This window comes from Rhodobacterales bacterium HKCCA1288 (genome assembly GCA_015693905.1).
Classification (GTDB): Bacteria; Pseudomonadota; Alphaproteobacteria; order Rhodobacterales; family Rhodobacteraceae; genus M30B80.
In genome coordinates this window covers 1,301,481-1,315,518 of the sequence record CP065161.1, presented here as the reverse complement: position 1 = coordinate 1,315,518, position 14,038 = coordinate 1,301,481, and the positions used below count along the sequence as shown (strand labels likewise).

Sequence of the window (14,038 nt, the reverse complement as noted above, 5' to 3'; positions counted from 1 at the left end):
TGCGGGAACAGGCGAGAGCCTGTGGAGCGATGCGCTAGCCGTGTCGCTGAAAGACTTCCGTCGATCCGTCACCCATCACCATTAGGGTATCGAACACATCACGCTGATTGCCCATCTCCATGCCGGGTGAGCCGATCGGCATGCCCGGAACCGACAGGCCGATGGCCTCGGGACGTTCGGCGAGCAGACGGGCGACATCCTCGGCAGGCACGTGGCCCTCAACGACATACCCGTCCACGAGCGCCGTATGGCACGAGGCCAGTTCGGGCGTAATTCCGGACTGAGCCTTGAGTGCATAAAGCGCGTCCTGATCGATATCGTGCGCGTCCACGGCGAAGCCTGCGCGCGCCATGTGCTCGACCCAGGCCGAGCAGCATCCGCAGGTCGGCGATTTGTAGACCTCGATGCGCGGTGCCAGCGACTGAGCGTGGACCACACCGGGCAGCCCGGCGGCAGCGACGCCCGCAACAATGAATTCTCGTCTGTTCATGCGTATTTCCAGTTCCAATCCTGTTCGGTTTTGGCGGCTATGCGTTTGAGATTTCACATAGAGGCCATCAAGCCGGAATTGCGGGGTAGCCGGCCTCCTTGAGGGCGGTCTGTAACGCAGCGGCATCCTTGGCGGACGCAACCGTGACGGTCTTCGACGTCAGGTCTGTATCTACCCTGGCATTCGGGTCGATCGACTTGAGCGCCTTGTCGATGGCGGCCGTGCAGTGGCCGCAGCTCATGTCCGGGACGTGAAACTTCATTTTGGTCTCTCCTTTGCATTTTGAGTCTTAGGGGGCTGCCTTCTGGCGGCAAGCTGAAGGCTGTTTTGTCCCCTTGGATGGACGGGGCGTTGTTTCCGATCTTCGGTTCTCGGCATCTGCGACAAAATCTGGAACTGCAAGTCGCACCTCTCAGAGTTCGAGGCGCCGCAGCCGCAGTGCGTTCGAAATGACCGAGACCGATGACAGGCTCATCGCCGCGGCCGCGATCATCGGCGACAGCAATAGTCCGACGAAGGGGTAGAGGATCCCGGCCGCGATCGGCACACCGGCTGCGTTGTAGGCGAAGGCGAAGAACAGGTTCTGCTTGATGTTACGCAGGGTGCCTGTCGCGAGTTTGCGCGCGCGCACGAGCCCCACGAGATCGCCGCGCATCAGTGTGATCCCGGCGCTTTCAACGGCGACATCCGCGCCCGTGCTCATGGCGATGCCGACATCAGCCGCCGCAAGCGCCGGGGCGTCGTTCACCCCGTCACCCGCCATGGCGATCCGGGCGCCCTTGGCGCGAAGCTCCTCCACGAGCGTCTTCTTGTCTTCGGGGAGAACCCCGGCGCGCACCTCGTCAATCCCGAGCTTGCGTGCCACCGCCTCGGCCGTGCGCTGGTTGTCCCCGGTGGCCATGATTACGGTCAGCCCCAGCGCGTGCAACTCGCGGATCGCGCTTTCCGTGGTCTCCTTGATCGGGTCGGCCACGGCGACGATCCCCGCCAGTTCGCCACCGACCGCAACGAACATCGCCGTCTTGCCTTCGGTCCGCAGTCCATCGGCGGCCTCCTCCGCAACGTCAGTCGCGATGTCCAACTCGGCCATCATGGCAGCGTTGCCAAGCGCCACCTGTCGCCCGCCGACTTTGCCGCGCACGCCTTTGCCTGTCACGGCGTCGAAGTCGTCTGAACGACCGATCTCCGCACCACGGTCCCGAGCGCCCTCGACGATAGCTTCGGCGAGCGGATGCTCGGACCCACGCTCGAGCGCCGCGGCGAGCGAAAGCACCTCGGTCCCGTCGTGCCCATCAAGCGCCACGACATCCGTGAGCTTCGGCTTGCCTTCGGTCAGCGTGCCGGTCTTGTCCACGATCACCGTGTCCACACGCGCCATCCGTTCAAGCGCCTCCGCGTCCTTGATCAGCACGCCCGCCTGCGCGCCTCGACCCGCAGCCGTCGTGATCGAGATCGGTGTTGCGAGCCCGAGGGCGCAAGGACAGGCGATGATCAGAACGGAGACGGCAGAGGCGATGGCGAAGGCCAGCGCCGGTTCGGGACCGAGCGCGAGCCAGGCGAAGAACGCAACGATGGCGACCGCGACGACCGTTGGCACGAAGATCGACGAGACCCGGTCCGCCAGCCCCTGGATCGGCGCGCGGGAACGCCGTGCGCCGGCGACCATCTCGACGATTTGGGCAAGCACCGTGTCGGCGCCGACCTGCGTTGCCCGGATCGCCAGCGTTCCGTTCTTGTTGATGGTTCCTCCGGTCACCCGGTCGCCTTCGGTCTTCTCGACGGGAACCGGCTCGCCCGTGATCATGCTTTCGTCGATGGAGGATCGGCCCTCGACCACCTCGCCGTCCACCGGGACGCTGTAGCCCGGCCGTACGCGCAGGAGGTCGCCCTCGACGATGTTCTCGAGGGGGGCGTCGTACTCCGTCCCGTCCTCCAGGATACGCCGGGCGGTCTTGGGTGCGAGGTCCAGAAGCGCACGGATCGCGTCACCGGTGCGTTCCCGGGCTCGAAGCTCCAGAACCTGACCCACGAAGACGAGTGCGACGATGACGACGGCCGCCTCGTAGTACGTACCGACGCCGTGCCCCATCCGGTATTCCTCGGGAAAGATACCGGGTGTGAAGGTGGCGGCGAGCGAATAGGCGTAGGCTGCGCCGACCCCGAGCGAGATCAGGGTCCACATATTTGGCGAAAGGTTCCGGAATGAGTCGAGGCCCCTCCGAAAGAAGGGTAGGGCCGCCCAGAGTATGACCGGGGTCGCAAGCACGAACTCGGCGTAGATGGACAGCTGGTGGCCCATCCAGCCCCGCACGTCGAGGCCTACAAGCTCGCCCATGGTGATCACGACCAACGGCACCGCTGCCGCAGCACTGATCCACATACGTCGGGTGAAGTCGGTGAGTTCTTCGCTGGGTTCGTCCGAGGGCACCATCGGTTCGAGCGCCATGCCGCAGATCGGGCAACTCCCCGGCTCGTCGCGGACGATCTCGGGATGCATCGGGCAGGTCCATTGAGTGCCTGGCGTGGCTTTCTGCTCGGTCTTCTGCGCATTCCCTGATGCATAGAAATAGGGATCGGCATCGAATTTCGTCTGGCAGCCTTCCGAACAGAACCAGAAGGTCTCGCCGCTATACTCGCGCGATCGCGCGTCCTCGCGCATTTCGACCTGCATGCCGCAGACGGGATCCGTCGCGGTCTTCGCGCCAGACGGTGGAGCGTCGTGATGATGATGGGCGTGTTCAGACATTGGGATTCCCCTTTCGGGACTCAATGTGGGGCTTCCAACGGTTGGAAGGTCAAGGGGATGATTTCTCTGTTTCACTGATGTCAGCTGGCCCGTGGTCATGATCGCCGTCCATGGGCGGGTTGAGCTTCAAAAAGACATGCTCGAACGCAAAGACGGCGGCCATGGCGGCCAGCGCGATCAGAACGATCGTTGGGTCGCTTTCCCATTTCATCACGATGAAGGCCCCGAGCACGACGGCGTCGAGCCCGATGGCAGTCAGGAGAATCCACCCTCGCGCGCCGATCTCTTCCCTCAGGTGACGCCAGACGCCCCAATGGATCAGCATGTCCATCACGAGGTAGAAGAAAGCTCCGAGCGACGCGATGCGGCTGAGGTCGAAGAAGATGGTGAGAACGCCTGCGATCACGACCGTGTAGACAAGAGTGTGATCCCGGATCGTGCCCGGCATCCCGAAATGACTGTGCGGGATCATCTTCATGTCGGTCAGCATCGCGAGCATGCGGGACACCGCGAAGATGCTTGCGATCACGCCCGAGGCCGTCGCGACGAGCGCCAGCGCCACCGTCAGGTAGAATCCGATCCGGCCGAGCGCCGGCTCCGCCGCTTCGGCGAGCGCGTAGTCTTTCGCTGCGATGATCCGGTCGAGCGGCAGGCTCGAGCCCACGGCGAAGGCCACCAGCAGGTAGACCACCACGCAGATCGCGATGGAGATGACGATGGCGCGGCCGACGTTGCGGTGCGGGTCCGTGATCTCGGCGCCGGAATTGGTGATCGTCGTGAAGCCCTTGAAGGCCAGGATCGCGAGGGCAAGCGATGCGACGAAACCGGCGACGCCCGTTTCCCCGCCGCCCGTCGCCTCGAAGGAGACACCGCCCGCCCACAGCGCCGCGATGCCGAAGAGCGCGATCCCTCCAACCTTGAGGACCGCCATGATCTGCGACAGAAGGCCGACCGATCTGTTCCCGGAGGCATTCACAAGGTAGGCGAAAACGATGAGGCCGACACCGATTGCCGGGACGAGCCAGCCGCCCGGCTCCATCCCCAGACCGCGCATCAGGTAGGTGGCGAAGGTCCGTGCAACCAGGCTTTCGTTGATGACCATCGAAAGGGCCATCAGGAGTGCCGCGCCAGCGGCAACCGTTGTCGGTCCATAGGCCTTCTTGAGGATCATGCCGATGCCGCCCGCGGACGGCCAGGTGTTCGACATCTTGATGTAGGTGTAGGCGCTGAATGCGGTCACAACGGCGCCCGCGACAAACGCCAATGGGAACAACGGGCCCGCCAGTTCGGCAATCTGCCCGGTCAGTGCAAGGATACCGGCGCCGATCATCACGCCCGTTCCCATCGCCACGGCGTCGGGCAGGCTGAGGCTGTTCTTCTTGTAGTCCGAACTCATGATCGACCAGCCTCCGTGGTGTCTTTCGCCGGATCGTCCTTTCTCGAAGTTGCGCCACGGCGAAGCGCAACCAGCAGGAGGGGAAGGCCTGTCATGAGGCCCAGTCCGAGGGCGATCCACTCGGCGCTTCCGATGCTGCCCTCCATCGCAGCGCTGCCGAAATGCGCGAGTACGAAACTCGCGGGCAGGATGCCGGCCATCGTGGCGAGGGCGAAGCGCCAGAAGTGCAACCGACTGAGCCCGGCTGCATAGCTCATCGCGTCGAAAGAGACGAAGGGCAGGAGACGGCTCACGAAAACCGTGAGCGTCAACGCGTTCTGCGACCCCAGCAGACCGTAGTCGGCCCTTTCGCCAAGAAGACGCTCGACCGGTCCACGCCCCAAACCTCGAGCGATGAGGAAAGCCACAAGCGCACCGATCTCGGATCCAAGGGCGACATATAGAGTACCGGCGTAGTGGCCATAAGCGGCCCCCGAAGCCAGCGCGATCGGTGCGCTGGGAATGGGGCTGGCAACGACCGCGACTGTCATGAGGAAGACGACCGCGAGCGGTCCCAAGGGCCCGGCACTCGCGACCCACGTCTCGACCGTCACCCGGTCCAGGTCGAACGACCACCATCCTGCAGCCCAGCCAACGAGGCCCAGCCCAAGGACGGCGCCGACGACAAGGGCGGCACCCTTGCCGAGGGACAGGTAGTGATTTCTCTTTGAGGCGCTCTCTTCTGGCACGTCAGGCAAGGTCCTCCGGCATCGAAGCAAGCGCTGCATCCAGCGGAACCACGGGCAGACCGGCAGCAAGCCAGCCGGGGCCCCGGCGAGATCCCAGCATTCCCTCGGAGATGTCCACGTAGCCATCGTAGCGAGCCTGCCTGAGCGCACGGAGCAGGGACGCCGAACGCCCCCCGGTCGCGCAGATTAGGCCGACGTTGCGAGATCCGGCCAGCGCTTTCGCCGCAAAGAGCCGATCTGGAAAACGGTCCTCGTGCATGCTGATCGGCCAGACCCCGGCCCCGACGCCGGTTTCCAGCCATTCCTCGCGCGACCTCACATCGATCACACGCGCACTGTCTGCGAGAAGGGCGTCGTAGGCCTCGTCTGCCGACCAGATTGTCCGGGCCTGTGCGGTCAGGGGAGACGTGACGAGGGTGACAGGCGCTGCCGCCAGCCCAAGAACGAAGACGCGCCGACCGTGTGCCATTGTCATCGGTTGTCTCCTTCAGGCCGCATCCACCGCGTGCACGAGCATCTCGCGGACTTGCCCTGCGACCTTGTGCAATTCGGCATTGTTCACCGCCTGCATCGAGGCCACGGGGTCGATGGCGCTGACCTCGGTGCCGCCGTCCACGCTGCGCAGGATCACGTTGCAGGGCAACATCGCGCCGATGCGTGGCTCCAACCCGATTGCCTCCCATGCCATGTTCGGGTTGCAGGCGCCCAGGATCTTGTAGCCGTCCATGTGCCTGTCGATTTTCTTCTTCATCGTGGCCTTGACGTCGATCTCGGTCAGAACGCCGAAGCCAGCGTCTGCCAGCGCCGCGCGCACCCGTGCCTCTGCTTCGTCCAGGCCGGTGTCCGCCATCAGGCGGTCATGTGTATATGCCATTCTGTCTGTCCTTTCAGGGGTTTGGCCCGGCCCAGCATCCTGCGGGGCCGGGCAAGGGGTGACGGTACATCAGGCTCAGTTGTCGTCCATCATACTACCGTTGCCCTGCATGCCGCCGTCACCCATCATCCCATCGTTCGGCCCGCGCATCATCCCAGGCATCATGCCGTCGCGCATCGTCTGCATGCGCTCCATCATGTCGGCGGGCTTGACGATCTCTGCCACCGACACCGCGCCGTCTCCATCGTCGTCGAGGAACTGGAAGCGGTCCACCATGGCTTCACGAATGAGCGCGCTGTGGAGCGTCTCGAATTCGGCGAGCGACAGAGCTTCATTGCCATCGGCGTCATATTCCGCCAGCAGAGCTTGCAGTCCTGCATGGGCTTCTTCGGGCGTCACCGAGCCATCGCCATCGGCGTCGAACCGCTCCAGACCCATTCCCATCAGCGACGCTCCGCCGCCCATCATGCCCTGGCCCATTCCGCCCATGGGCCCACCGGATCCCATCATGCCCATGCCGCCTCCCATCATCTGCCCATGCATCCGCATCATCATCTGCATCATGTCATGGTTGCCGGCGCCGGGACCTTGCGCAGCCGGGGCACTTTGTCCACCGTGGCCATGATCGCCCGAGGCCAGCGCAGCCCCGCCGATTGCTATCAGAATGACGGTCGTCGCCGCGAGTTTCGCTCTGGTTTTCATGTCTGTATCCTTTCTCGTGTGAAACGCCTCACCGACATGGGAAAACAATAGGGAAGACCAAGGCTGCGTCATTGCCGATCTTGTATCCGTTCGTCGCAACGCAGGTACCTGATACAAAGCGTTACAATCCCGGTGCTGACCGCGCGTCGCCACACTGCCAGATGAGATGTATGAACAGTTTGCCGCATATCCTCGTCGTCGACGATCACCGCCAGATACGGGACTCGGTCGCGCGATTCCTGGAACGAAACGGCATGCGGGCAACGGCGGCCAAGGATGCCCGGGACATGGACGAGAAGCTCGCCAAAGGTCACTTCGACCTGATGGTGCTCGACGTCATGATGCCGGGCTAAGACGGACTTTCGATCTGCAAGCGCTTGTCGGCCGAGAAACGGCTTCCGATCATCATGCTCACGGCCCTCGGGCAGGATCAGGACAGGATCGTGGGCCTCGAGATCGGCGCGGACGATTACCTCCCGAAACCGTTCAACCCGCGCGAGCTTCTCGCGCGTATCAAGGCGGTCCTGCGCCGCACATCTCAGGAGAGAAGCGATGCCGGAGACCTTTCAGGCCGCATTCTGCGCTTTGGCGGGTTGACGCTGGATACCGACGCACACGTTCTGATCGACCGGGACGGCAATCGCCTGCAACTGACGACAGCGGATTTCCGGCTGTTGACGGTCCTTCTGGCGCGTCCGCGCACGGTTCTGAGCCGAGAGCAGCTTCTCGATCTTACGGCGGGGCGCGCGGCGGGACCGCTCGACCGTACGATCGACAACCAGATCAGTCGGCTGCGACGCAAGATCGAGATGGACCCGTTGCGCCCGACGCTCATCACTACCATCCGAAGCCAGGGATACAGTCTGAACACGGATGTCGAGGTGGTCGCATGACCCGGCTGCGCATAGGCAGCCTGCGTTCGCAGCTCGTGATCCTCATCCTCGGGGCATTGGCCATCGCGCAGGCGGTAAGCCTGTGGCTCTTCACGGACGAGCGCAGCCTGGCCGTCCGCGCCGCCCTTGGCTTCGAGGCAGCAGGACGCGCCGCCAATGTCGTTCGCCTGCTGGAAGACGCGCCGCCCGATCTGTCCGCGTCTATCGTGCGGGCGGCAAATTCACCACTCGTTCGGTTCGACCTTGCGCCTGCCCCAAGCGTGACCACGCCCGATCACCATCATGCCGCTTATATCGAAACGCGCATCCGGGCCTTGCTGGGTGACGGCTTCAGTCGTGATATCCGGGTCAACCTAAGGGAAACCGCAAGCCCCCTTCATCCGATCCCGAACCTGTCCCCGCAGATGGCCGAGATGCATCAGGAAATGATGCGCGGCCGGATGCAGGCGGTCGAGCTGACCCTGTCTATTGCACTGTCCGGCGGCCAGTGGCTGAACGTCGACACCCGGTTCGAACGCCCGCCATTGCAGTGGCCCCTGTCGTCCTTCCTCGCTTTCGGGCTGACGGCCGCGTTGATCCTCGTCGCGGCATTCTGGTTCGTGATGACCCGTCTGACGGGCCCCCTGCGAGATTTGTCGCGCGCCGCCGAGGACCTGGGGCGCGGCGACGCGCGTGACCCGTTGCCTGTCGCCGGCCCTGATGAGGTGCGCGACCTTACCCGCGCGTTCAATCGCATGCAGGACCGGCTGACGCGCTTTGTCGCGGATCGCACCCGCATTCTCGCCGCGGTCAGCCATGATCTGCGCTCGCCTCTCACGGCAATGCGGTTTGATGCCGAACTCGTCGAGGACGAGAAGACCCGCGAGAGCCTGATCGCTTCCATCGACGAGATGCAGGCCATGGCCGAGGCCACGCTCGATTTCGCCCAGGGGCTGGCGGGGCGGGAAACCTCGGAGGTCGTCGACCTGCCCGACTGGCTCGAAACACAGGCAGACGACAAGGCCACGCCGTTCGAATTGTCCGGTGGCCCCCCGATGACGCTGCGTATACGCCCCCTTGCCCTGCGCAGGGCCGTTCGCAACCTTGTGGAGAACGCCACGCGTTACGGGGGCGGGGCCACGGTCGGCTGGCACCGCGCAGGCGACGATCTGGCAATCGAGATTACCGACTGTGGCCCCGGAATCCCCCAGGATGAACTCGAAGAGGTCTTCGCGCCGTTTCACCGGCTGGAAGCCTCCCGTTCGCTCGAAACCGGGGGGCATGGGCTGGGCCTTGCCATCGCACGGGCGATCGTGCGCGGACACGGCGGTGACATCCGGCTTGAAAACCGTCCCGAAGGCGGTCTGAAGGCATCGATCCTCATCCCGCTGGCAGAGGGCGCAGCCATCAACGACGCGAGACAACGGAAGGAATAATGAAATGAAACGATTGGCAATCTGGGCAATCAGCAGTCTTTCGGCGCCGACACTGGCCGCTGCGGACCCCATGGAAAACTGGCAGGAAGGATACGGTCACATGATGTGGGGTGGTGGATTCGGCATATTTGGCGGGCTTATGATGATTGTGTTTTGGGGCATCATCATCGCCCTGATCGTAATCGCGGTGAAATGGCTCACCGACAACCAGCGCAGCAGCAACCCCGGGAAGCGCGATGCAATGGAGATCCTGCGCGAACGCTTTGCTTCGGGCGAGATCGACGAGGATGAGTTCGACCGGCGGCGCAAGGTGCTGGAAAAGTGAGCGGCGGTTCTGTGCCAGGCCCGCCGCTGCGGGGTAAGGCCGGCGCGAGAGCCACGCCATGAACCTCACCTGCCGCAGCCGGAAACAGGTGCGGCAGCGTGCATTCAGGGCTGACCGGCGATATCCCGTTCTTCCCCTGCGGCATCGTCGAGCGCCGCCATGACCACGTCCGGGGTCAGCAGTTCCGGCAAGACGACGCCGTCCGGGGTTGCCGGGCCATAGACCGCATTGAACGGAATGCCGTAACGGCCGAAGCTTTCCAGGTAGCGTGAAATCGCCGGGTCGGGCCGGGTCCAATCAGCTTGCATGGGTGTGACGCCCTCTGCGGCAAGCGCCGAGACGACAGGGTCACGGTCGAGCACGAGCGCCTTGTTCGCCTTGCACGTCAGACACCAGTCGGCCGTGACATCCACGAACACAACCTCGCCCCGCGAGACGCGGCGCGCGATCTCTGCCCGGTCGAAGGGCACCCATTCGGTCACCTGAGACGAAAGCGCGCGGGGCGCTGATGTGTCGGCCAGATACGCTGCCCCGAAGAGCATGACCCCCACGAGGGGCAGCGCGAGCCCGGCACGAACTGTGCCCCGGAACCTCGACAACGACAGCAGCAGAACGACGCCTGCCGTCACCCCAACAACCACGAGCATCGTGGCCGTTCCCGCGACACCCTGCATCACCCAGACCAGCCAAGCCGCGGTGACCGCCAGAAGAAGGCCCAGCACGACGCGCAGCGCGATCATCCATCGCCCCGGCCTTGGAAGATGGCGGACCAGGCCCGGGCGAGCGGCAATCAGAAGGTAAGGGGCTGCGAGCCCCAGCCCGAGAAATGTGAAGACCAGCGCAATGTCCACACCGCGCCCTGCCAGCGCGAAAGCGATGGCTGTCCCGAGAAAGGGCGCGGAGCAGGGCGTGGCAAGTACCGCTGCGAAGGCACCGGTCAGGAAATCGCCCCCATGCCCCTTGGCACCTCCCGCGCGGGCAAGCTGGGTTTGCAGACCAGCAGGCAGAGCGACCTCGAAGGCGCCCGCGAGGTTCGCCGCGAAAATGGCAAGGAGACCGATCATCAAAGCGAGGAAAACCGGGTTCTGGAATTGCAGGCCCCAGCCGACGGTAACACCTGCCTGCCGCAACACAAACAGCGCGGTCGCAAGGCCCCACATGAAAGCCATGACTCCTGCGGCCGAGGCGAGAAATCCCCATCGAACGGTAGCGCGACGGGCACCCTCCAGTTTCACGGCAGAGGACAGCTTGATCGACAGTACCGGTAGCACGCAGGGCATGACATTCAGGATCAACCCGCCGAGGAAGGCCGTCAGCGCGATCCAGACCATGCTGGACAGCGGCGCGGCGGCGCGTCCTTCCGTGTAGGGCGGGAGCGACGCAGTCTCGAGCCTGTCAGGCGTCACGGTCACGGCCCAACCACGGGCGTCGGTCACTGTGAGCGACAGGCCGGCCGTCGGGTCGTCGGGCGGCGAAAGGATGGGCAAGCGCGCCCAGAGCAGGCGGCCATTCTCGCCCAGCCTGATGTCAGGGGCCCCGAAGGCAGTACCCTCTCCCAGTTCCGGGAACACATCCGGTGTCTGGAATGGCGAGGCCCCCCGCAAGGTGATTGTCAGCGCGGTTTCTTCGACATCTACGTGCGCGCTGGCGGACTGGACACCTCCACTTTCGGCCCCGACCGGTAGGCGGGCCGCGTAATCGGCGATGCGGGCCGCGCTGTCCGGGTCGATCGACGCGCCTTGGGGCAGGTCAAGCGTCAGGGTGAAATCCTGAGGCACGCAGACATCGGAACAAGTCAGCAGCGTTACGGACGCGGACAGATGGGCAGGCTGGCCCGGCTGTTCCAGCGTTATGCGCAACGGAAAGACCACCTCGTCATGATAGCCGAAATTCTCGATACCGAAGGCGGTGAACCGCTCGGGCGCGGGCCATTGAAATTCGACCTCGGCGACATTGCGCGACCCGCTCCAGTCGATCTCGGGCGGGAAGCCCACCTCGCCCGGCGTGCGCCAATAGGTCTTCCAGCCTTCACCAAGTTCCAGCGCCAGCCCTGCCGAAATCGCTCCCGCCCCGGGTGCAACACCATTTTCCGCCGTGATAAGCTGCGCGCTGACCGCTGATGTCGCTACCTGTTCCGAGGTCGCGGCGGGGGCCATCGGTGCCGACGTGGCCATGACAACAAGAGCCGCTGCCAGCCGGGAGCCGCCCCTGCGTTTCAACCGGCTCAGTCTGCCGAAATTGTCCGTCACCGCTACAGATTCCCTTTTTGTGCCGGAGGCCCTGGCCATCATTGCGCCGCAAAAACGGGCGCGTCGAACGCATAACCGACCCGTCCGCCATCGCAGGCGAGGGTGACGACACCAACGGCGCCGGTCTGGACCGCACGGCATCCATCCGGGAGCGTCAATGTCGCGCCACGTGTTGACTGCGTGGCGTCGGGATTCGGGCACTGCTGCAAAGTCGTCCCGCACCCGGCCAACGCAAGAAGGACAACCAGCGCCAGTTTCGGACGCAGTCCGGAACCCGCTGCTACCCAGTCAGCGCGCAGCATTGACCGTGACAACCGCCGCAGCTGGGTCGCGATCTTGTTCGATGTCCTCCTGGGGGGTATTCACTGCGCTGTCGTGGCAGGATCTGCCCATCATGCGATGCATCACGACATGCGCGCCGAGGCACAACGCCAGCGGCGCCAAAAGCCCAAGATTGCTCGCAAGCCCGCCGAACGTTCCGCCCGCCAAAAGAAAGGCGCCGAGCGGGACGAGCATCACGGCACAACAGGCCAGCATGCCAAGCTTCATTCTGGCACCATTCGATAAAAAGTTCCTTGGGTTCCAGGACATCACATCCTCCGCTACACTCTACCGGCCGCACGTTAGGTGCCTTTTCCGGGTGAAGGTCAAGGATACATTCGGTTACAAAAAACACGGGGCTAACGGATTGCAACGTGGCTGAGAGCCGGTAAAAAAAATCCTCAAGTTTCGAGCGGTCTGAACCCACAGTGCCTTGGCCGGCGCCTGGGTGGAGTGGAGCAGATCAAAGGCAAGAAAAGGGCAAGGAACATGAACAAGCTCGGGCTTCTCATCGGCGGTGTGTTTGTCGCCGGGCTTGGCGTGGCGATCTGGCAATTTATGCAACCGGTCGAGCAACCGGCAGGGACCATGGTCCACCCGGACCCAACAGCAATAAGCGAGTTGGCTCAGGGCGCGCCCATCGTCGAGGTTAGGCTTCCCGAACAGTTGTCGCCCGAGGCGGCGATTGGTCAACGCGCCTTCGAAACCGTGTGTGCGGCTTGTCATGGGGCAAACGCGGCTGGTCAGAACGGTGTCGCGCCGCCGCTGATCCACCGCACATACGAACCGAGCCATCATTCCGACGAGGCCTTTCAGATGGCGGTTCGGAACGGCGTACGCGCGCATCACTGGCCCTTTGGCAACATGCCCCCGGTCGAGGGCCTGACTCGCGCCGACGTTCAGTATATCGCTCGCTACATCCGCGAGGTGCAGCGCGAGAATGGGATCAATTGATGCGGGTGCTATCGGTTTTTTTCGCGCGCCAGGAACTGGTCGCGGTGCTCATGATGGCGCTTGCAATCCTCGCCGCACCGTCGCCGGGCCTTGCAGGCACGCCGGATGCGCATTCAGCGATCGCCGTGGGCGTGGACGGTGCTGGCGTGAGTGCCGGGCACGCCGCGCCTGAGGACACGCTTGACCGCTCCTGCCATCCCGACCCGACCTGTTCCTCGACCGCCATTCTGATGGCACGACCGATTTTCGGGGCACGCGGTTTCCGCGCCGCGTGTCATCCGTTTGCGAAAACAGCAACACGGGGAAGAACTGCGCCCGTAGATCTTCCACCTCCGCGACCTTGGGCCGTCTCACAACCAAATCCCCTGAACTACCTACAGACATGAGAGACCAAGACATGATCAAGACACTTCTGACCGGGACCGCCCTCGCGGCCAGCCTTGCCGCTTCCATCGCGGTTGCCAGCCCTGGACATGGAGATGGTGACGGCATCGGTGAACCTGGCGACGCCGCGCAGGTCGACCGCACCATCATCGTCGAAATGGACGAGATGAGCTTCAGCCCCGAGACGATCGAGGTTGCACCCGGTGAGACAATCCGTTTCCAAGTGGTGAATGTTGGACGTGCCGTGCACGAGTTCAACATCGGCACGAACGAAACCTGGAACGGCCACCGCGACGAAATGCGTACCATGATGCGTGAAGGCATGATGACGATGCGCAGCATCAATCATGACCGCATGATGGAAGCCGGGATGATGCATGACGATGCCAACAGCGTCCTGCTGGAGCCGGGCGATACGGGCGAAGTCATCTGGACCTTCCCCGAAGGTGGCGAGATCGGATTCGCCTGCAACGTGCCCGGTCACCGCGAGGCCGGCATGGTTGGCGATTTCCGGATGGGCCACGACTCCTGACGCTCAAACGACAAGGGGGTGGGCGAGAC

14 protein-coding genes and 1 pseudogene are annotated in these 14,038 nt (G+C 63.9%); 5 read left to right on the top strand and 10 right to left on the bottom strand.

The features are described from left to right. Window positions 1–34: 34 nt before the first annotated feature. The 8 genes from I3V23_06420 to I3V23_06385 all read right to left on the bottom strand — a co-directional run bounded on the left by I3V23_06420 (window position 35) and on the right by I3V23_06385 (window position 6,936). Window positions 35–490: a DUF411 domain-containing protein gene (locus tag I3V23_06420; protein QPI86582.1), complete on the bottom strand. Its 456-nt coding sequence runs from the start codon at window positions 488–490 to the stop codon at window positions 35–37. A 67-nt stretch (window positions 491–557) separates the two neighbouring features. Further along, window positions 558–752 carry a heavy-metal-associated domain-containing protein gene (locus I3V23_06415; GenBank protein ID QPI86581.1) on the bottom strand — a complete coding sequence of 65 codons (195 nt, stop codon included), beginning with the start codon at window positions 750–752 and terminating at the stop codon, window positions 558–560. 150 nt (window positions 753–902) lie between these two features. Further along, window positions 903–3,236 (bottom strand): heavy metal translocating P-type ATPase, encoded by a 2,334-nt coding sequence (locus I3V23_06410; protein QPI86580.1) that lies wholly within the window; start codon window positions 3,234–3,236, stop codon window positions 903–905. Window positions 3,237–3,285: 49 nt separating this feature from the next. After that, window positions 3,286–4,632 carry an APC family permease gene (locus tag I3V23_06405; GenBank protein QPI86579.1) on the bottom strand — a complete coding sequence of 449 codons (1,347 nt, stop codon included), beginning with the start codon at window positions 4,630–4,632 and terminating at the stop codon, window positions 3,286–3,288. Continuing rightward, window positions 4,629–5,399 (bottom strand): TVP38/TMEM64 family protein, encoded by a 771-nt coding sequence (locus I3V23_06400; protein QPI86578.1) that lies wholly within the window; start codon window positions 5,397–5,399, stop codon window positions 4,629–4,631. Before I3V23_06400 ends, I3V23_06405 begins: the two co-directional genes overlap by 4 nt. Further along, on the bottom strand, window positions 5,362–5,835 hold the full coding sequence (locus I3V23_06395) for a rhodanese-like domain-containing protein (protein ID QPI86577.1): 474 nt from the start codon (window positions 5,833–5,835) through the stop codon (window positions 5,362–5,364). Before I3V23_06395 ends, I3V23_06400 begins: the two co-directional genes overlap by 38 nt. 12 nt (window positions 5,836–5,847) lie before the next feature. Beyond that, on the bottom strand, window positions 5,848–6,234 hold the full coding sequence (locus tag I3V23_06390) for a DUF302 domain-containing protein (GenBank protein QPI86576.1): 387 nt from the start codon (window positions 6,232–6,234) through the stop codon (window positions 5,848–5,850). Window positions 6,235–6,309: 75 nt separating this feature from the next. Continuing rightward, window positions 6,310–6,936 (bottom strand): calcium-binding protein, encoded by a 627-nt coding sequence (locus I3V23_06385; GenBank protein QPI86575.1) that lies wholly within the window; start codon window positions 6,934–6,936, stop codon window positions 6,310–6,312. 170 nt (window positions 6,937–7,106) lie between these two features. Here I3V23_06385 and I3V23_06380 point away from each other — a divergent pair. From I3V23_06380 to I3V23_06370, 3 genes and pseudogenes are all read left to right on the top strand, one after another. Then, window positions 7,107–7,829 (top strand): annotated as a pseudogene (locus tag I3V23_06380) (response regulator). Continuing rightward, the gene (locus I3V23_06375) at window positions 7,826–9,244 is read left to right on the top strand and encodes a HAMP domain-containing protein (protein QPI86574.1); all 1,419 of its coding nucleotides are present in this window, start codon (window positions 7,826–7,828) and stop codon (window positions 9,242–9,244) included. Before I3V23_06380 ends, I3V23_06375 begins: the two are co-directional and overlap by 4 nt. Before the next feature lie 103 nt (window positions 9,245–9,347). After that, complete coding sequence (locus I3V23_06370; GenBank protein QPI86723.1) at window positions 9,348–9,569, top strand: SHOCT domain-containing protein; 222 nt, start codon at window positions 9,348–9,350, stop codon at window positions 9,567–9,569. Between the two features lie 104 nt (window positions 9,570–9,673). Here the strand turns inward: I3V23_06370 and I3V23_06365 are convergent, their stop codons facing one another. Together I3V23_06365 and I3V23_06360 are read right to left on the bottom strand one after the other, a co-directional pair. Further along, window positions 9,674–11,725 carry a thioredoxin family protein gene (locus I3V23_06365; GenBank protein ID QPI86722.1) on the bottom strand — a complete coding sequence of 684 codons (2,052 nt, stop codon included), beginning with the start codon at window positions 11,723–11,725 and terminating at the stop codon, window positions 9,674–9,676. 381 nt (window positions 11,726–12,106) lie between these two features. Beyond that, a complete protein-coding gene (locus tag I3V23_06360) occupies window positions 12,107–12,367 on the bottom strand; it encodes a DUF2933 domain-containing protein (GenBank protein QPI86573.1) in 261 nt (86 codons plus the stop codon). Between the two features lie 261 nt (window positions 12,368–12,628). On the opposite strand from I3V23_06360, the gene I3V23_06355 reads away from it, so the two are divergent. Further along, window positions 12,629–13,093: a cytochrome c gene (locus I3V23_06355; protein ID QPI86572.1), complete on the top strand. Its 465-nt coding sequence runs from the start codon at window positions 12,629–12,631 to the stop codon at window positions 13,091–13,093. Window positions 13,094–13,490: 397 nt separating this feature from the next. Continuing rightward, window positions 13,491–14,009: a copper-binding protein gene (locus I3V23_06350; protein ID QPI86571.1), complete on the top strand. Its 519-nt coding sequence runs from the start codon at window positions 13,491–13,493 to the stop codon at window positions 14,007–14,009. The last annotated feature ends 29 nt before the right edge of the window (window positions 14,010–14,038 follow it).